This is a genomic window from Parasphingorhabdus sp. W113 (assembly GCF_055693205.1).
In genome coordinates, this window is sequence record NZ_CM146328.1 from 2,417,625 (window position 1) to 2,435,992 (window position 18,368).

19 protein-coding genes, 1 tRNA gene and 1 pseudogene are annotated in these 18,368 nt (G+C 55.6%); 15 read left to right on the forward strand and 6 right to left on the reverse strand.

The annotated features are described in order from the left end of the window. Positions 1–250 precede the first annotated feature (250 nt). The 4 genes and pseudogenes from clpA (at position 251) to ACZ1GS_RS11670 (ending at position 4,592) form a co-directional block, all read left to right on the forward strand. Positions 251–2,576, forward strand: a pseudogene (gene clpA, locus ACZ1GS_RS11655) (ATP-dependent Clp protease ATP-binding subunit ClpA). 130 nt (positions 2,577–2,706) lie between these two features. Beyond that, on the forward strand, positions 2,707–3,432 hold the full coding sequence (locus ACZ1GS_RS11660) for a DUF1428 domain-containing protein (protein ID WP_472695353.1): 726 nt from the start codon (positions 2,707–2,709) through the stop codon (positions 3,430–3,432). A 90-nt stretch (positions 3,433–3,522) separates the two neighbouring features. Then, the gene (locus ACZ1GS_RS11665; RefSeq protein ID WP_472695354.1) at positions 3,523–3,900 is read left to right on the forward strand and encodes a VOC family protein; all 378 of its coding nucleotides are present in this window, start codon (positions 3,523–3,525) and stop codon (positions 3,898–3,900) included. Further along, positions 3,900–4,592, forward strand: coding sequence for a helix-turn-helix transcriptional regulator (locus ACZ1GS_RS11670; protein WP_472695355.1), 693 nt, complete (start codon positions 3,900–3,902; stop codon positions 4,590–4,592). The genes ACZ1GS_RS11665 and ACZ1GS_RS11670 overlap by 1 nt, the downstream gene beginning before the upstream one ends. Before the next feature lie 12 nt (positions 4,593–4,604). On the opposite strand, the gene ACZ1GS_RS11675 is transcribed toward ACZ1GS_RS11670, so the two are convergent. Beyond that, positions 4,605–7,325, reverse strand: coding sequence for a tetratricopeptide repeat protein (locus ACZ1GS_RS11675; protein WP_472695356.1), 2,721 nt, complete (start codon positions 7,323–7,325; stop codon positions 4,605–4,607). Between the two features lie 40 nt (positions 7,326–7,365). Here ACZ1GS_RS11675 and ACZ1GS_RS11680 point away from each other — a divergent pair, with 40 nt between their 5' ends. The 5 genes from ACZ1GS_RS11680 to ACZ1GS_RS11700 all read left to right on the forward strand — a co-directional run bounded on the left by ACZ1GS_RS11680 (position 7,366) and on the right by ACZ1GS_RS11700 (position 10,475). Then, on the forward strand, positions 7,366–7,617 hold the full coding sequence (locus ACZ1GS_RS11680) for a hypothetical protein (RefSeq protein ID WP_472695357.1): 252 nt from the start codon (positions 7,366–7,368) through the stop codon (positions 7,615–7,617). Between the two features lie 58 nt (positions 7,618–7,675). Further along, positions 7,676–8,467, forward strand: coding sequence for a DUF547 domain-containing protein (locus tag ACZ1GS_RS11685; protein WP_472695358.1), 792 nt, complete (start codon positions 7,676–7,678; stop codon positions 8,465–8,467). Further along, positions 8,467–9,207, forward strand: a complete 741-nt coding sequence (locus ACZ1GS_RS11690) for a DUF3047 domain-containing protein (RefSeq protein ID WP_472695359.1) — start codon at positions 8,467–8,469, stop codon at positions 9,205–9,207. Before ACZ1GS_RS11685 ends, ACZ1GS_RS11690 begins: the two co-directional genes overlap by 1 nt. A 63-nt stretch (positions 9,208–9,270) precedes the next feature. Further along, a complete protein-coding gene (locus ACZ1GS_RS11695) occupies positions 9,271–9,894 on the forward strand; it encodes a glutathione S-transferase family protein (protein WP_472695360.1) in 624 nt (207 codons plus the stop codon). Between the two features lie 134 nt (positions 9,895–10,028). After that, positions 10,029–10,475, forward strand: a complete 447-nt coding sequence (locus ACZ1GS_RS11700) for a hypothetical protein (RefSeq protein WP_472695361.1) — start codon at positions 10,029–10,031, stop codon at positions 10,473–10,475. Positions 10,476–10,627: 152 nt separating this feature from the next. Here the strand turns inward: ACZ1GS_RS11700 and ACZ1GS_RS11705 are convergent, their stop codons facing one another. From ACZ1GS_RS11705 to ACZ1GS_RS11720, 4 genes are all read right to left on the reverse strand, one after another. Continuing rightward, on the reverse strand, positions 10,628–11,290 hold the full coding sequence (locus tag ACZ1GS_RS11705; RefSeq protein WP_472695362.1) for a hypothetical protein: 663 nt from the start codon (positions 11,288–11,290) through the stop codon (positions 10,628–10,630). A gap of 202 nt (positions 11,291–11,492) precedes the next feature. Then, positions 11,493–12,230: a Bax inhibitor-1/YccA family protein gene (locus ACZ1GS_RS11710; RefSeq protein ID WP_472695363.1), complete on the reverse strand. Its 738-nt coding sequence runs from the start codon at positions 12,228–12,230 to the stop codon at positions 11,493–11,495. A 254-nt stretch (positions 12,231–12,484) separates the two neighbouring features. After that, positions 12,485–12,943: a low molecular weight protein-tyrosine-phosphatase gene (locus tag ACZ1GS_RS11715; protein ID WP_472695364.1), complete on the reverse strand. Its 459-nt coding sequence runs from the start codon at positions 12,941–12,943 to the stop codon at positions 12,485–12,487. Positions 12,944–12,999: 56 nt separating this feature from the next. Then, positions 13,000–13,572 carry a superoxide dismutase family protein gene (locus tag ACZ1GS_RS11720; protein WP_472695365.1) on the reverse strand — a complete coding sequence of 191 codons (573 nt, stop codon included), beginning with the start codon at positions 13,570–13,572 and terminating at the stop codon, positions 13,000–13,002. 110 nt (positions 13,573–13,682) lie between these two features. Between ACZ1GS_RS11720 and folK the strand changes: the two genes are divergently transcribed. Further along, complete coding sequence (gene folK, locus ACZ1GS_RS11725) at positions 13,683–14,219, forward strand: 2-amino-4-hydroxy-6-hydroxymethyldihydropteridine diphosphokinase (protein WP_472695366.1); 537 nt, start codon at positions 13,683–13,685, stop codon at positions 14,217–14,219. 47 nt (positions 14,220–14,266) lie between these two features. Continuing rightward, positions 14,267–14,342: transfer RNA gene (locus ACZ1GS_RS11730), tRNA-Lys, on the forward strand. 160 nt (positions 14,343–14,502) lie between these two features. Here ACZ1GS_RS11730 and ACZ1GS_RS11735 read toward each other — a convergent pair. Next, the gene (locus ACZ1GS_RS11735) at positions 14,503–15,210 is read right to left on the reverse strand and encodes a hypothetical protein (RefSeq protein ID WP_472695367.1); all 708 of its coding nucleotides are present in this window, start codon (positions 15,208–15,210) and stop codon (positions 14,503–14,505) included. Between the two features lie 532 nt (positions 15,211–15,742). On the opposite strand from ACZ1GS_RS11735, the gene ACZ1GS_RS11740 reads away from it, so the two are divergent. From ACZ1GS_RS11740 to ACZ1GS_RS11755, 4 genes are read left to right on the forward strand one after another with little or no spacing between them, the layout of a single operon-like run. After that, positions 15,743–16,222 carry a hypothetical protein gene (locus ACZ1GS_RS11740; protein ID WP_472695368.1) on the forward strand — a complete coding sequence of 160 codons (480 nt, stop codon included), beginning with the start codon at positions 15,743–15,745 and terminating at the stop codon, positions 16,220–16,222. A 13-nt stretch (positions 16,223–16,235) separates the two neighbouring features. Further along, positions 16,236–17,078 carry a hypothetical protein gene (locus tag ACZ1GS_RS11745; protein WP_472695369.1) on the forward strand — a complete coding sequence of 281 codons (843 nt, stop codon included), beginning with the start codon at positions 16,236–16,238 and terminating at the stop codon, positions 17,076–17,078. After that, positions 17,075–17,686, forward strand: a complete 612-nt coding sequence (locus ACZ1GS_RS11750; RefSeq protein ID WP_472695370.1) for a hypothetical protein — start codon at positions 17,075–17,077, stop codon at positions 17,684–17,686. The genes ACZ1GS_RS11745 and ACZ1GS_RS11750 overlap by 4 nt, the downstream gene beginning before the upstream one ends. Next, complete coding sequence (locus ACZ1GS_RS11755) at positions 17,686–18,354, forward strand: hypothetical protein (protein ID WP_472695371.1); 669 nt, start codon at positions 17,686–17,688, stop codon at positions 18,352–18,354. The genes ACZ1GS_RS11750 and ACZ1GS_RS11755 overlap by 1 nt, the downstream gene beginning before the upstream one ends. Positions 18,355–18,368: the final 14 nt, after the last annotated feature.

An 18,368-nucleotide genomic window follows, 5' to 3' on the forward strand; every position in this document is an offset into this window, starting at 1 on the left:
TTTTGGTAAGCTTTTGTTAACCATGTTTATCAATAGTCGGACTGAAGCTGGCCCGCATGGGGTCAGAGCATATGGTAGAGGATAGAAAGGGTTTAACCTTGGCACGGAGCTTGCTTTTCAATTGATCGTAGCCCTTGATGTTTTGTCATTGGCACATAGATTGAAACCATAGCCGCAGTTAAGGTTCGGAAGCATCGGCACCCGTTTCCGGCCACCGGGACAGAAAATGTCCCATCAAGGAGTAGATTATATGCCATCATTTGCTGAATCGCTGGAAAAGACCCTTCATCAGGCGCTGAAGAATGCCGCCGATCGGTCTCATGAATATGCGACATTGGAGCATCTGCTTCTGGCGCTTGTTGATGACGGCGATGCTTCGCAAGTGATGAACGCCTGTGGCGTCGACCTCGGTGATCTCGAAGACGCCGTTGTGCTCTATCTCGATAGCGAGCTGGATCTCGCTCAAAGTCGAGAAATCGATCGATCCTTCGCCGACATCCGGATTCCAGCGCGTAGTGCAACGCGCGATTTTGCATGTTCAGTCTTCGGGCAAGGACGAAGTAACCGGTGCCAATGTTCTGGTGGCCCTGTTCTCCGAGCGCGAGAGCTACGCCGTTTATTTCCTCCAGCAACAAGACATGAGCCGCCTCGATGCGGTGAGCTTCATCAGTCATGGGGTAGGCAAAGGCGGCCAGTCGGTTGATCCGGCCGAGCTGTCTGGCAACGAGAATAATGAAGAGAAAAGCGACGGCAAGAACAAGAAAGAGACCGCGCTTGATCAGTTCACCGTGGATCTTAACAAAAAAGCCAAGGAAGGCCGTATTGATCCGTTAATCGGGCGACAGGCCGAAGTGGATCGCACGGTGCAGATCTTGTGCCGCCGGTCCAAGAATAACCCGCTCTATGTTGGCGAGCCCGGGGTTGGCAAAACGGCCATTGCCGAAGGTCTCGCCTTGCGGATCGTCGAGGAAAATGTCCCGGACGTTCTCAAGCCGGCAATTATTTACTCTCTCGACATGGGTTCGCTGCTCGCCGGAACCCGCTATCGGGGCGATTTCGAAGAACGACTGAAACAGGTTGTCGCCGAACTCGAAAAAATGCCCGACGCGATCTTGTTCATTGATGAAATTCACACGGTGATCGGCGCTGGCGCGACCAGCGGCGGCGCGATGGATGCGTCAAACTTGCTCAAGCCAGCCCTGTCTGGCGGGGTTATCCGGTGCATCGGATCAACCACCTACAAAGAATTTCGCAATCATTTTGAAAAGGACCGAGCCTTGCTGCGGCGTTTTCAGAAGATCGATATTAACGAGCCAAGCGTTGAGGATACGATCAAAATCCTTGCTGGCTTGCGCGGCGCTTTTGAAGAGCATCACAAGGTGCGCTATGCCCCTGATGCTCTGAAATCCGCGGTCGAACTCTCCACGCGCTATATTAATGATCGCAAACTCCCGGACAAAGCAATTGACGTGATTGACGAAGTCGGCGCGATGCAGATGCTCATGCCCCCTTCACGGCGCAAGAAAATGATCACCACCAAGGATATTGAAGCGGTGATCGCGACGATGGCGCGGATCCCGCCCAAATCGGTTTCGAAAGACGACAAGAAGACGCTTGAAAATCTCGACAAGGATCTGAAGCGGGTGGTCTTCGGTCAGAATGAAGCGATCGACAAGCTCTCGAGCGCGATCAAATTGTCGCGTGCCGGATTGCGCGAACCCAACAAACCGATCGGCAACTATCTGTTCTCCGGGCCTACCGGCGTCGGCAAAACCGAAGTCGCACGCCAGCTGTCCTCGATCATGGGCATTCCGCTGCAGCGCTTTGACATGTCTGAATATATGGAACGGCACAGTGTCTCCCGTCTGATCGGCGCGCCTCCGGGCTATGTCGGCTATGACCAGGGTGGCCTGCTGACCGACGCGGTGGACCAGAATCCCCATTGCGTGCTGCTGCTCGACGAGATTGAGAAAGCCCATCCCGATCTGTTCAACATACTGTTGCAGGTCATGGATAACGGCAAGCTCACCGACCATCATGGCAAGACCGTGGATTTCCGCAATGTCATTCTGATCATGACCACCAATGCCGGCGCATCGGACATGGCCAAGGAAGGCATTGGCTTCGGCAACGTCTCCAAGGAAGATGCGGGCGATGAAGCGGTGAAGAAAATGTTCACGCCTGAATTCCGCAACCGGCTCGATGCGATCGTACCGTTCGCCTATCTGCCACCGGAAGTGGTTGCGCGGGTGGTCGAGAAGTTCATCCTCGAACTGGAACTGCAGCTTGCCGATCAGAACGTCCACATCACGCTGGATGATGATGCGACCAGCTGGCTGACCGAACGCGGCTATGACAAGCTCTATGGCGCCCGTCCGATGGGTCGCCTCATTCAGGAGAAGATCAAGCAGCCCCTCGCTGAAGAGTTGCTGTTCGGCAAGCTGGTCAATGGCGGCGAGGTCAAAGTGCATCTGAAGGACAACGAACTGACCTTCGAAGTCACACCTGCGGCCCCGACCGGCAAGAAGAAGAAAAAGGCAGCGCCAAAGAAAGCCGCTCCGACCAAGAGCAAATAGTTTCACTCCCCCGGCGAGCCTCGTGTTCGCCGGACAAAATCAAAGCGGCGTGACTGGTCTCACGCCGCTTTTTTTGTACGTTGGTGAAGCCGGCCTAAAAATTTGCTATAGGATTCTGAGGAGGTTGATCATGTCCTATTTTCAGGGTTTTCTTATTCCGGTCCCGGAAAGCAAGAAAGCAGCATATCTCAAGATGGCCAAGGAGTCCGTTCCGCTGTTCTCCGACCACGGCGCACAGCGTATTGTCGAATGCTGGGGTGAATCGGTGCCGCGCGGCGACACGACCGACATGTATCAGGCGGTTCAGGGCGAACCCAACGAGAATATTGTTTTCTCATGGATCGACTGGGAATCGAAAGCCGCTTATCTAAAGGCGCATCGTGCCATGGGACAAGATGAGCGGATGGAACAACCAACCGAAATGCCCTTTGACGGCATGCGAATGATTTATACCGGCTTCGAAACGCTTGGTGCAAGCGGGCACCAAGGACCGCTAGGCTACGTCCAGGGCTATGTCGCGCCGGTTCCGAAAGAGAACCGCCAGACCTATGCCGATATGTGCGCTTTGATGCGCGCAATCGCGATCGACAGTGGTGCACAAAATACCGCAGACGGTTGGTCCGAGAAGATTGCCGACGGCGAGATAACCGACTTCAAAAGGGCTGTGAAAGCCAAAGCAGATGAAGCCGTGGCTTTTGGATATGTGGCCTGGCCGTCCAAAGACGCTTTTGAGCAAGGCTCTTTGAAGATGCGCGAAGACAAACGGATGCCGCCACCTGACGCAGACATGCCGTTCGATGGCAAACGACTGATCTATGGCGGCTTCACGGTTCTGCTCGACACCGCTACAGACTGAATTACCGGTTGGTTCCCAAATCACTCCTGACAATATGCTGTCAGGAGGGCTATGATAGTTCGGGCTTGTTCAACAAAAAGAAGGAGCAAGATGATGACCGAAGCCGAACGCGACCGCCTGGTATGGATAGAGATCCCTGCCACCGACCTCAAACGAGCCATGGCCTTTTACGAGGCGGTCCTGGAGACGAAGCTGATCGAGGACAATAATGGCCCGCAGACCATGCAGATGATCCCCAGCAAAGGCGACTCCCTGTGCGGGCATCTCTATGAAGGCAAACCGGCAACAGCCGGCGACGGGCCGACCCCGCATTTTTCGGTTGGTGGCGATTTGGCATCCGCCAAGGCTCGCGTCAAAAATGCCGGCGGTGAAGTGGTGTCCGATGACATCCCGCTTCCCATGGCTGCCTTTTTCTACGCCAAGGATACCGAAGGCAATTCCATCGCTATCTTTCGGTATAACGACTGATGCGCAGAGCCGAGCGCCTGTTTCAGATCGTGCAATATCTGCGCGGTGGTCGGCTCGTCACAGCCAAATTGCTTGCGGAACGCCTCGAGGTATCGGAACGCACTATCTATCGGGATATTGCCGACCTGCAATCGACCGGCGTTCCCATCGATGGCGAAGCGGGCATTGGGTACATCATGCGCAGTGGCTTTGACTTGCCACCGCTGATGTTCAGCCATCAGGAAATTGTCGCGCTGGTGACCGGAGCCCGAATGGTCCGGGCATGGGGTGGCTCAGCGATGATGGAAGCGGCTGAAGAAGCGCTGGTCAAAATCGAGGGCGTACTCCCGGAAAAACTGCGTGACAGCGTCGGCGGCACCAAGATATTTGCGCCTGAAATGGGTCTGGAATCCCAAACCCGTGATCGGATTGACCGTTGCGAAACCGCCATCGAAACCCGCGAAGTCCTGTCTTTCACCTATCGCGACGAAGTGCAGGACGAAACGCAGCGCAGCGTCGAGCCGCTCGGGCTCTGGTTCTGGGGCAAGACCTGGACTCTCGTCGCCTGGTGTCAGTTGCGCGATGATTTCCGGATGTTCCGGCTGGATCGCATGACCGAACTGATGGGCACCGGAACCTCATTTCCTATCGTGCCCGAACAGTCACTGGCAGAAATATTGCGTCAGCTCGAAACAAAATATGGCCGGCAGTAGATTGGATGCACGTCAGTCTTGTCCCACAGCCGCGAAACCCAGTCCGAACCGGTCGTAAGTCAGATCGACAAATTTATAGAGCGCAACTGCCGCCTTATAGTCCTGCTCGGCCCTCTGATGATCGCCCTTAGCCACATGAGTCAGAGCCCGCATATAGCGCGAACTCGACATATTTGGCGACAAACGCAGCGCCCGATTGATATCGGCCAGCGCCTCGTCATAGCGCCCCAAGCGATAGTAGATGAGCGACCGGCTATCGAGATAGATTGCGGGTGACTGCGCCAATTCCACCGCCTCCGTGCAGTCCTCCAGCGCTTCTTCCAGTTTGAAGTTGCTGCGACCACGCAACCAGCAGCGTTCATTCAGCAACGACAGGCTTTCCGGATCATCGTCGATCAGGCTGGTCAGCAAAGCATCCGCGTCTTCAGCACGGTTGTCTGATTGCCAGATCAGCGCGAGCAACTTGTCCGCCTCCTCATCACTCAATCCCTTGGCACGGGCGGTGGCGAGGGTTTTCTCTGCTTTCTTCGATCGGCCAGCCAGAATGTGAATGTTGACCAGTTCGGCTGTGGCATCCTTGTGGGCTGGATCAATCTCCAGCGCTTTTTCCAGGTCGGCAATCGCAGCCTCCGGATCGGTTCCCATCAACAACTCGGCGCGCCAGTTCAAGACATCGGCATCCGGTTCAACGGCAAGCGCGCGCTCCAGATCCGCAATGGCCTGGTCATATTTTCCAAGATGCTGGTAAATCCAGGCCCGTTGCTGCAGCACATTGGAATCATCCGGGTTGTGGGCAACCAGCCGATCAAATGCGGCAATCAGCCGGTCCACCTTGCCATTGGCCAGACCGCGTTCGATCTGCTGCCAATCATCCGGCAAATCCTGTGGTGCAACCAGAGTCACTTTGCGCTTTTTCGCCGCCGTCAGTTTCTTCTTCTCAAGCGCCAGTTGATCGGCCGCAATTTCCCATTGGGACACATAATAGCTTTCGTTGAAGCGCAAAATGTCGCCCACAATTTCAGTGGTTCGCGATACCCGATGACCGGCGAGAGTTTCATCCAGATTGGCTTTTCCAGCAATGCTGAAGCCGGGACTGTTTTCCGGCAAAAGATCGGTTGGCAGCCGGAAGGTTGCGCGTTCCCGGAAATAGCCCGGATACGCTACTTTTACCGGCAGATCCTTGGTCTCCGGCGTGTTGCGCTCCGCCTCGATGGTGAACTTCCCCATCACGTTCCAGAACTCGTGACGCTTTGCTTTGCGCCGGGTTTTCCAATCCAGATAGGAAATGCCGCTGGCCGTGATAATCGCCTCACCCCGATCAGGATCATAGGCAAAGCTGCTGTCAGTCACCAGATTGCCGACAATATGTTTGGCCGCTTCTGCATCAAGCTTTTCCTGAAACTCATCGGAGGTGAGCTGACTTTTCTGCGCATTGAGATTGCGTGCATCGCTCGTCCTGATCACCGCGCGGAGGTCTACAAGGGCCGGGAAAGCGGTACCCGCACTGAGATCATAAGTGACTGCTATGTCATTATAGGGACGCCCCATCCGGCGTATGTTCATCGCTTCGAGATCCCCGTTCTTCGCGCGAACCGGGAGCGCATAGCGGTGCCCTGGAACATCTTTGAGGTCATCAATCCGCGTGCCTGTGCCGGTGCCGTCGAGCCATAGAATCTCGCCATCAATTTCCGCACGGACGATGATATGGTTGAACGCCTGGAAGCCTGGCAGCCGTTCGGTCACGCCATCACGCCAGTTGGTATGAACAAGAGCCGCCTCGGCATCAACGCCAAGCCGATGCAATATTGCCATCAGGAGCAATGTCTTGGCTTTGCAATCACCATAGCGCAGTTTCCAGGTTTCTTCGGGCGTCTGGGGAACATAATTGCCAAATCCGAGACCATTATAGAGGTAGCGCACCTTGTCCTGCACGAGCTGGACCGCCAGCGCCGTCCGCTGCATCTGATCATCGGTCTTGGCAGCAATGGCGTCGACTTCCTGCATTAACAGACCACCTTCCGCGATGCTGCCGTCGGTCTGGTACAATTCTGCTACACGGGCCGAAACCTCGGCCCAACTTGCAAAGCCGGTCATGTCGACAAAGGGATTGATCCGGAAGCGGTTGGGCGCGTCCTTGGGCATGTCCTTTGGCTTTTCCGCATTTATCGCCATGGTCAGCTCGTTATATTGACCGACCTCGGTCAGCTTGGACGGATGGTCTTCGAGCGAGACTTTCCACTGCATCTTTTCCGATTTTGGCCAGATCATGCGCAGACGATTTTCCCAGTCAACCCAGGGCTGGACAAGCAATTTGCTCGAATATTCCATTTTCGACCCCAAAGCCGGATTGCGGCGGGTCACCGAAACCGAAAAGCGGACAATGTCTCCCAGCTGGATATCTTCCAGTTGGGAGGTCGCCGTCAGCACGCCGTTGAGCTGATATTGTTCGAGCTGCTTCTCGCGCCGGATGGTCTCGAATTTGAACCCATTTTCCAGTGGCAGCAGCGTTTTTTCACCGCGTCTTATCTCCAATCGGTGAACGATCAAGTCACCCTGCCCCGGGTGCCAGCTGCTGCGGATCAGATTGCCGATCGCGGGCAATGTGTCTGCGGATATCGCTCGCATGGCAATGTCCGAATAGACATGCGTCTCTCCGTCTTCGAGCTTGATTTGCTTGTCGAGAATGACGAACATCGCATCGGCCGAGGGTTCCTCGGCGAGCGTGGCGTCCATGTCCACAACCTTGACCCATTTTGGTATTTCCTGAAATAAAATGGCCTCACCAGCCAATACTGGCTGTGCCAGGACAAGCAAAAAAGACGTCAACACCAATCGAATCAAATACATTAGGAGCCCCCTGCGTCAGATTGTTACCCGCTCTTCCGAAACTTCCAAGCAGTTATTGATCGCCGCTTGTGCTGATCCGGGAAAAACGACCCGCATGGCCCTCGCCCGAATGGTCGATCGGGTTGAGGAGCCGGGAATTATTGTTTTGCCCTTTTCACAATTTACCGCACAGATGTAACCACGCGGTGCATTTTTGCGAACCTGTACATATCTGCAACCACTAAGGCGTCTTGAAAATGCTGCTCCGTTTCCTGCTTCCGATGCTACTCGCAATCTTGCCCTCCCACGCCTGGGCGGCAATCGATCACAGCGGTTGGGATGCGCTGCTGAAACGCAACGTGGTTGTCACCGGCGGCGGGACCGGCTCGAAGGTCAATTATGCGCGATTCAAAACTGATCGGCCAAAATTGAAAACCTATCTCAAGATGACCTCTTCGGTGAGCCGAAAACAGTTTAATGGCTGGTCAAAGAACGACCAGCTCGCGTTTCTGATCAATGCCTATAATGCCTGGACCGTCGAACTGATCCTGACCGAGTATCCCAACTTGAAATCGATCAACGATCTCGGTTCTTTCATCCAGTCGCCATGGAAAAAGAAGTTCATTCCGCTCTTTGGCGCGACCGTTTCGCTCGACCATATCGAGCATCAGCTGATCCGTGGCAGCGGGCGCTATAATGAACCGCGTATCCATTTTGCAGTAAATTGCGCCAGCATCGGCTGCCCTGCCCTGCTCAACCAGGCTTTCCAGGGGCGCAGTCTGTCTGCCCAGCTGGACAAGGTCACCAAAGGCTTTCTTCGCGACCGCAGCCGCAACCGTCTGAAAAACGGACGACTGCAGGTTTCGAGCATATTCAAATGGTACCGCGGTGATTTCGAGAAAGGCTGGCGCGGCGCGAAAAATCTCAACCAGTTTCTCGCCATATATGCCAATGCACTGGGACTGACCAAAGGCCAGCAATCAGCCTTGCGGTCAGGCAAGACCAAAATCGGTTTTCTGTCCTATGACTGGCGGCTCAACCGGACCTGATGATGCATAAGCTGCTCTCTCTTTGTGCGCTTGGGTGCCTGATGGATCCGGTCGCGTCCCATGCGCGCGCCGAGACGGTTCAGCATATCAGCAATTTCAGCAGCGGGACATCGGGATGGCGCACCGTTCGCATCGACAAGAAAGTCCCGGCGACGCGCTTTACCGCAAAGCGGATCGACGGCGTTCCCGCGGTTGAGGCCTTTGCCAGGAAAAGCATGGCCTTGCTCACACGCACCGTAGCTGTCGATCTCGCCAAAACGCCGATTTTATGCTGGCGCTGGCGAGTCAGCGATGTCGTGCGAACCGCGAACATCGCGAAAAAATCGGGCGATGATCAAGCGGCGCGCATCTATATTGGCCTCGACCTGCCCAATAGCAGCCTGTCGCTGGGAACCCGCGCAAAGCTGGCCTTTGCCCGGAGCCGCGGCGGCGACGCGATACCTGATGGTGCGATCAATTATGTCTGGGACAATCGTTATGCCGTCGGCACCGCTCGGGACAATGTCTATACCAAACAGGCCAAGATCATCGTCGCCCAGACCGGCAACGGCCAAGCCAATAAATGGGTGAATGAACGGCGCAATCTGGCGGCGGATATCAAGACGCAATTCCGGACCGGCAAAGCAAAAATTACATCGATCGCCATTTCCAGCGACACCGACAATAGCAGGGAGACGGTAACTGCAGCCTTTGCGGACATTCATCTCGTTGCACCAAATGCGGCTTGTCAGTTCCGGTAAGCAAGGACTGCATTTAGGGACAAAATTCTGCTAAACTGGCATATCACCAGTGAGGAGCGGAACATGACTTCATCTCTTACATTTTACACCAATCCGATGTCGCGCGGTCAGATTGCGCGTTGGGCCCTGCACGAAGCCGGCGCCGATTATGACCAGCAGATTGTCGAATATGGCCCGGACATGAAGGCGGACCGCTATCTCGCGATCAACCCGATGGGTAAGGTTCCCGCGATCGTCCATGATGGACGGACGGTCACAGAATGTGCGGCCATTTGTGCCTATCTCGCCGACGCCTTTCCCGATGCCGGTCTTGGTCCAAACGCGGACGAGCGCGCCGACTACTACCGCTGGCTATTCTTTGCCGCCGGCCCGCTGGAGTCGGCCGTGACCAACAACGCCCTCGGTTTCAATCCAGCCGACGATCAGCAGATGATGGCCGGCTATGGCACGTTCGAACGGACGCTTGATGTCATGGCAGAAAAATTTTCTGGCGATGATTTTGTCTGCGGAGATCGCTTCACCATGGCCGATGTCTATATCGGATCGCAGGCCATCTGGGGCATCCAATTCAAGACCATGCCCGAACGGGACTCATTGCTGGCCTATTCCCAACGATTGCAGGAACGCGAGGCTTATCAGAACGCCAAGGCGATCGATATGGCGTTGATTCCGGAGACCACTGCGTAGTTTGGCTTTCAGCGGTTTTGCGGGGTTGAGGGAACCGCCAGCACCGATTTTCCTATTCGCTGTAACCTTTCAGCCATCACCGGCGAACCCTTTTGTAAGAGCAGCAACATGCTGCACCACAAAAGGAAGTCATCATGAAAAAAGTCCTGATCATTGCCGCCGCCCTTGGATCCATCACCGCCGCACCCGCATGGGCTGATTCCGCGGTCGATACCGACAGCATGATGACCGCCGCGGCCCCTACACAGTATCAAGCCATTGACTTGCCGATTGGCAATTTTGATCTGGCCGGCGTTGATGGCGCCAAGGCAAGCGCATTTATGGCGACTATGGTTGAAAGCTACGAAACCGGATATCGGGTACCGACCGCTCTCAAACCCATCCCGCAGGAACCCTCAACGGGATTGCCCGGTCTGCTGATCCCGGCTGAATTTGCTTATCGCTCCAGCGCTCAGGACAGCGGCGTTGATGCTGTCACGCCTGGCCGGTTCCTGTCCACCTCCGTACGCGCCGATTATCTATCCGATACCGGTCCAGCGGCGGCCGACAAAAGCACGGTTGGCATCCGCTTCGGTTTCTGAACGACGATTTGAATTCCCTGTAGAATCCCTGAACTTCCCCAACACTTTCAGCACTCTCTTCCAATCCCTCGAAGGCTGAAAGACTAAGGCCAGATGGTAGTCCCATCTGGCCTTCTTTTTTGGCTTGTTACCGACGCCAAAGACGAGCGGTGTTAATCGCCTTCAGTCAGACCGGTGGTGTTGATGGTTTCATCCGCTGCATCACGCGCCTGTTCCGGCGCATATTGCCGGCGCCATGCATCGAGATCACGCTCATATTCTTCGTAGGCCAGATAGAAATCCGTGAACGGTTTTTCGAGCTCGTTCAACGCTTGCTGGCCAAAGACTTCCATCTCGCTTGGCTTGGTCACAATGGCACGCTGGCTGACCTGCACCGCCTGATCGCAAAAAGGCCTGCGCAGCGGAGAGAAGGACCAATAGTTATACAGGCTGGTCTGGTGCCGATCATGCGCCTGTTTATAGCCCGAGCCGACTTCGCGCCGGAACTTGCTGATAATCGCATTGTTGGCGTTGCGCAGGTACCGCTTATTATTGCCGATAAACGCGTTATAGTCGCTGACAATCCGGCTATATTGCGGGGCCGTGCAGCTCAGCGCCGCAACATTCAGCGCCGCGCGGACGTGCCAGATCGTCTCTAGGGGACCAAGGTCACGGTTAATCGTCTGCCGCAAGCCATCCGCACGCATTTGCGGTACAATCGTGTTGATGCTGGCGCCAAAGGGCGTCGTGGGCGCGCGCGGCGTATATTGCGGGGTGGCAATCGGCGCGGCCGGCGGAGGTGGCGGCGGAGCAGTCTGGCAAGCCGCCAAAATCACGACGGAACTCAAAATTGCTAACTTACGCAGATTTTTTACTGACTGGACCACAAAACTCTCCCTGAATGTACCTTTCCGCAATATGGCTGTGTCCAGCGGATGTCCAGCAAATGCCTAGTAAAATCGACCAATTGCCAAAAGAAAAAGCCCAGCGGTTTCCCGCCGGGCTTTCGTTCGTTGGTCCGGACTGTCCCGGACTATTTCAGTCTTGGCTGCCCATGAAGCTGAGCAGGAACTGGAACATGTTGATAAAGTCGAGATAGAGGCTCAGAGCGCTCAACACGATGGTCTTTCCGACCATATCGGTTCCCGCGACATAAGCATACATGCTCTTGATCCGTTGCGTGTCATAGGCGGTCAGACCGGCAAAAACCAGAACACCGATCGCGCTGATAACGAAGTGCATCATCGTCGACTGCAGGAAGATGTTGATCACCATGGCGACGATCAGGCCAATCACACCCATGATGAGGAAGCTACCCCAACCGGACAGGTCCTTCTTCGTGGTGTAGCCGAACAGGCTGAGTCCCAGGAAAGCCGCCGATGTTGCAAAGAATGTCTGGGCAATGGACGCGCCGGTAAAGACCAGGAAAATCGTCGACATCGACAGACCCATCAGGGTCGCAAAGCCCCAGAACATGGCCTGGAGAGTGAAGGTCGAAAATTTATTCTGGCCAAAGCTCATCGCAAACACAATTGCCAGTGGTGACAACATGATCACCCATTTGAGGGGACCACCGCCAAACATAATTTCCGCGGCCATACCAGACTGCGCAAACAGCATTGCAACCACACCGGTCAGCAGCACGCCGCTGGCCATATAGTTGTAGACCTTGAGCATATAGGACCGCAATCCAGCGTCATAAGCGACATCGGATTGGGTCGTCGTTCCGACGGGTGTTCCCGCCAAAGTCGTTCTTGGATCAGACCAATTCGCCATGATATTCGTAACTCCTAGTTGTTATCCAGACGGTTGTATCGGGCAAAACCGCTCTTTCCCCTCCAATATCGGTTGCTAATGTGAATTTTTCAAGAAAAACCGCACTACAACCCGATAAAATTTGCCGTCCATCCGATAGATATTATCTATCAAATTCCGTTTTTGTTCTTCTAATTGTCAAAGTGCCATTGGACGCTCCTCGACGCAGGCTTGTCATTCCGGTCAATCGACAACCGCGAAGACCGGACCAGACCTCAGGAAAAGCGCGCGCATAGGCTTTCGGCGCCGGCAACAACGTCGTTCCAGGTCCGGTCAAACGCCTCTGCATCCTCATAATAGGGATCCGCGACATCTTCGCCCGCCCGGCCTTCGACCAGATCCAGAAACAGCGACAAGTTCGCGGTCCCATCTTTGGGCTCCATCGCCTTGAGGTGCGCAAGATTATCGCGATCCAGCGCGATAATATGATCAAAATCCCGAAAGTCCGCAGTCCGGACCGGCCGCGCCCGCAAATGGTCTATGGGCGCATCATTTTTGGCCGCTACGGCTTGCGCTCGGTCGTCAGGCGACCGGCCGGCATGCCAGTCGTGTGTGCCGGCGGAATCGATGATCATTGGCAGACCGCGCTGCTTGGATTGCTGACGCAAGGCGGCCTCGGCCAAAGGCGAGCGGCAAATATTCCCCATACACACAAATAATATTGAAACCGTCATTCTGACTCCGAACGCAAACTACCCAAGATCAATGCTATACAACGCTTTTTGCTCCATCAGCTTCCCGCGAACACACCGCAAGCCACGCGGCCACCGCTTTCTCCCGACGGATCGGTCTTGAGATCATCGGGACCAGCATGCACCACAAAAGCGGCCCCATCGGCATCGAGCAGGGCATTGTCGCCGCCCTTCAAGCGCGCACCGGCGATTTTTGCTTCCAGCGAGCCGGTGCCGTCTGCCCCAATGTCCAAATTAAAGAAATCACCCATATGCGCGCCATTGGGATTGTCGAACCCGTGCTCCTTGCCTTCCGGATTCCAATGCCCGCCAGCTGACTTGAAGTCTGGCCCCTCACATTTTCCGACCTGGTGAATATGCACGCCGCGCGGTCCCGGCGCCAATCCTTCGGCGGTGATCTGCACCAGCAATCCATCTTCGGCCATTCCGACAATCACTTCGCCATAGCGTGTCTGATCGGCCCCTATCAAAACCGCGCGGGCGATATTTTCACCAGCGGACGGTTCGGTCGGTGCCTCGGAACCGCAAGCCGATACGGCAAATAGGCAGGCCAGTCCAAACCCGGTCTTGAACACGGATGATTTTGCTGGCTTTGATCGACGGTCGGTCATGGTGTTGCTCCAGAATCAGTGATAGCGGTATCGGCAAGGTTCGCGTTTATGATAGCAGTCCCTTCGCCGGCGGCAAATATCTAGTTTTCAAGGGGAAAGCCAAAAACATCATGAAAAAATCCGCCCGAAATTCGGCTTTCCTGATCGCACTGGGTTCCAATCAGCGCCACGCGGTCCATGGTTCGCCGCGAGCGGTGCTTGATCAGGCGCTGGTCGAGCTGGACAAGCAGGGCCTTGAGATTGCCGCAGCCGCCACCCCGATTCACTCGCGCCCGATCGGACCTTCGGCACGGCAATATGCCAATAGCGCCGCGATTGTAGATACGGCGCTCCGTCCGCCGGAACTGATCCATTTGTTGCAGTCCATCGAGGCCAAATTCGGCCAGCGGCGCGGCCAGCGCTGGTCCCGCCGGGTACTCGATCTCGACATCATTTTGTGGAGCCAGGGCAGTTTCGTCGGACAGGATCCGGCGCTCACCATTCCCCATCCCGAATTCCGCCACCGGGCGTTTGTTCTGCAGCCGGCCGCCGAAATTGCCGCCGGCTGGCGCGACCCACTGACCGGCTACAGCATCGCCCATCTGACTGCGCGCCAGGCCAAGGCAGGAAATCCTTCCCAAAACCCGCGAAACCCGCTTGACCCATAAGCAAAGCCCCACTAGGGAAGCGCTTCTCAGCGGAAACATCCGTTCGGGGGCCCTTAGCTCAGTCGGTAGAGCAACTGACTTTTAATCAGTAGGTCGCTGGTTCGAACCCAGCAGGGCTCACCATTATTTCAATGATTTGTGGATGGTGGGAACGGTGCCTGTGGTGCGTCGGGCCGGTCTTTGATCATATCAAGCGAGCGCAAATTCACCCTGTTGAGATTACAGAGCATCGAACAATATCGATTTTATCGCTGTTCCCAGATAGTCTTCCACCGATCAGCGCTCACGAACCGAAAATGTGCCAGACCCCAGCTTTCTTGATTGCTGCCTCCGTACATGGCGGCACGACCGGTACCCGGAATGTCCGGACCGTCGGGCGCCGCTCCACTGCAAGCTGAGTTAGCGATATCTCGTCTTTGAGCGCTCCCAATTTCGACACAACGGCATCAACGGATTGCACCCAGTTTCCCGAAACCTTTTGGCCGGTCAATTGCACATAGCTTTCCTTGGTCAGCACCACGCCCCAATATTCAGAGACAACCATCGCCAAATCATCGCTTTTCTTTGTACTTCGCGCATAGCATTGCGCTTTGTTTCCATGGAACGGGTATGACAGAAAGCGAATATCGACACCCAACTCTGCATAATAGGCTTTTTCACGTTCTGCTGCCTGCGCATATCTGCGCGCTTGTTCTGCTTCACCGCTCGCCAGCAATATGTCTCGCAACCAGGTCGCAGAAAAATGCATAGCCACAAGCGATCCCGGTTGCACATGCACTTCTCGAGCAGATGGCATGATGATCTGCGCGCAGGCAGACACGCAATAATTCTCGACCTCCACCTTCCATCCCCGTTTGCGAATAATCCTACCAATTTCCATCGCGATCACGCTGTCTCCGCCGCCGCTGGTAAACTTGGCCGTCGTTGTCGATTCCGGAGCGTTCCGGACCGATTCAAGCATTGCGGCATCAACACCGCCATAAAAGTACATCCCGCCTGGCGAGGAAAAAGCGGAACAGCTGCATCCCGACAGCGCAAGGGTAATCAACGAACAACCGAAGAACGGGACTATCTTAGGCTTTTCTATTCAATAGCCTCGCTTTCTCTCCCACGAACGCGGCTCACACCCGCGCTCAACCCTGACAACAGCGTTGATTCCATGCGACAGCAGAAGGTGCAAGCCAGAACGTCTCGGGTGGCCGTTACTGTTTAAGTCCGGGCCGTCCAGGTCGTGGTTTGATGCGCCGCCTTGGTTTTGACGCCCTGCCTGGTAGTTCTTACTGTCTGATGGAGCCGAGGACTGTTCTGATAGGTTCAACAAAATCGTGATCAATGCACCCGGATGGAATGCCGGAATTTTGATATCGGGCGCATGCAAGATTCGATAATCGGCGATTTTTGAACCGCTTAGGCAAGCCTATTTTTGGTGCCACCGAATCAAAAGTCCTGATTTCCGTAACGTATATTCATTGCTCTGCCTGCCTTTTTAGGATAAGAGCATTACAGACTATCGGAGGACCCCCATGGCTGATGTCGACGTCTTTTATGACCCTATTTCCATAAATAGCGGACCGGTAACGGTCGCGGTGACGGGCCTCGATGACATCAAGTTGACGATCGAAGAACCGATTGTGTCGGAAACGGCGCTGACCCTTTCTGTGCCCGATCCGGTCAAAACGGAATCGAGTCTGAGCCTGTCGATTCCCGATCCCATCAAGACCGAAAGCAAAGCGGAGTTCAAATCCGATATCGACCTCCAACCGGTCGTGCTCGATCAATGCCTGCGCATCGCCTTGAGTCCCCTGCCGCCGACATTGATCTGCCTGCCCAATCGCCAGCATGTCGGGTTCACGCTTTTCGGTGTTGAAATTGTCGGCGTCACGCTGGAGGGCGAAGCAAAAATCCATGTTGCTGATCCCCCGCGGCAAACACAGATTGTGGGCAGCGCTGGCAGCACAGCGCACGCAGGCGACACCAATATGCGCGTCCGTCTGGGCGCCTGAAAGGAGACGCAGCATGCCAGATATTCTAGACTGGCCTTCGGACAAGAAGCTCTGTCTTTCCGGTGCTGCGCAAACCTTGAAACTACCGATAGCGATTGGCGATTATTCCAAACTGGACCAACCGCGCATCGAGGCCTCGTTCGAAAAGGTGCGCGGGCCCGCCGGGCAACCGTTGCGCGCGACGCCGGTCGCAATCGGCCTGAATCCGGGACCAAAGGATACGGCACACGGACAGATCAGACTGAAGCTCGATCGATCCACGCCCGCTGGCCGCTATCAGGGCCAAGCGGAAATTGCCGGCATCACCCGCAAGGTTGAGATTGACGTGGTCGAAACCATCGCCCTTTCCATTCGTCCGGCGCCGCTGGTGATCGATGGCGGTACCATGCGGTCACACACCCGCAGCCTCTCGATCCAGAATCGCGGCAACGTTCCTTTGGTCATTGATCTGACCGGGACCTATGCTCTGGGCATCGAACAGCCCATTGCGGCAGAACTGGCCCCTGCCCCCGGTCCCGGTGCGGACGGCGTTGATCAGTTGATCGGCCTGATTGAAACGGCTTTCGGACGGGCGGCGAGACCAGCGCTGAGAGAAAGCGGGACGATCGCGATTGCGATGCCCGAAGGACCGGTATCGATCCCGGCCGGTGCCGAAAAGACCGTCTCCATCACCGTAAAACTCAACCAGAAGTCGGAACCATCGGCGCGCTACCGGGCTTATGTCCCTGTCTATTCCGATGATCTGGAACTGCTTTTTGTCACCGCCCGCAAAGGCGCCGGAAAGAAGCAAGCAACGCCACCGAAAAAGACCTCATCAACGGATCGCAATCCCCGTAAAAAAGGAGCCGCAACATGATGCATGTAACCACCTATCGGAAATCCCCTTCCGCCGATATTGGCGCGGTGATGCGCGACGCTTTCCAGCCGTGGGCCGATGCCTATGACAACTGGGCGAGAGAAGCCGAGCAAATATGGGCACGCACCATGCCCCAGAAGACATGCGGATGCTGCGAATGTGACAATAAGTGCGGCCCCGATAACTGCCAATGTCGCTGCTGCGTGGCGGATAGCGATCTTCTGGTCGAGGCGCGGGTTGGCGAACGCCGGATCATCCCGATCGTAATTGAGAACCGCTGGCGCCGGGAACGCGAAGTCGAACTGGAATTGTCCAGCTGGACCAAAACCAAGGATGATGTTGTGATCTCCGGTCAGATCCTTTCTCCGAGCACCTTCACCATCGCGCCGTGCAGCGACGCGGAAGTCATTCTGGTGGTCGAAGCCAAGGGGACCAATGACAGCACCAGCACCCAGCGCCAAGAACTGGGCGATGTCTCGGAATGCGCGGTCAGCTATGCCGATCTGCGCATCAAAGGCTGCGACCTGCGCGCGATCCGTATCGCTATTGCCGTGCTGCCGCGGACATGCGACGCCTATCATGTCGATTGCTGCAGTGAGTGCTGCTGATGGCGAACGATTTTACCAAGGCGTTCAAATCCGTCGCCGACATCAACTCGACGCTTTATCGCCGCTGGATCGACCAGCGACTGGTTGCGGTACAGAATTACGGCCGGATATTGGCGGACTATAGCTCCGGTGTCAAGGATGCGCGCAAGACCACCGATGCCCTGGCGAAATTCGCGATCGAAGAATCCACCCGCTATACGGCGGACTCCTGGCAAATGGCGATGGACTATGCCGCCGCCTTGTCCCGAACGGCTGCGGATTCACAGGCCAACGGGCCAGGCAATGCATCTGTCCGCGCGCAGCCTGAATCGGATGGTCAGGCCGTCGCGGAACCGTCACCAAGACAGAATTTGGTGCACGATATCAAAATGGCGGGGAAAGCCGGCACCGAAGCTTGTGGCGAGTTTATTCTGGAAAATCCGCATGCACAGGATGTCGCGATCAGTTTCCAGGCGACAAATTACACCGGCGCCGATGGCACCATCAAAGCCGCGCCGGTATGTGATCCCAGTGATTTTACCCTGAAGGCGGGCGAAGACAAGAAGGTCACCGTCAGAACGAAAATTGACGGCCGCAAATTCGCGGCTGGCAAAAGCTATAGTGCCAATGTTGCGGTTGGCGGATTTGATGACATGATCCTCCGCGTTCACCTGTCGATCCTGGCCTAGCGCTGTTGCCGGCG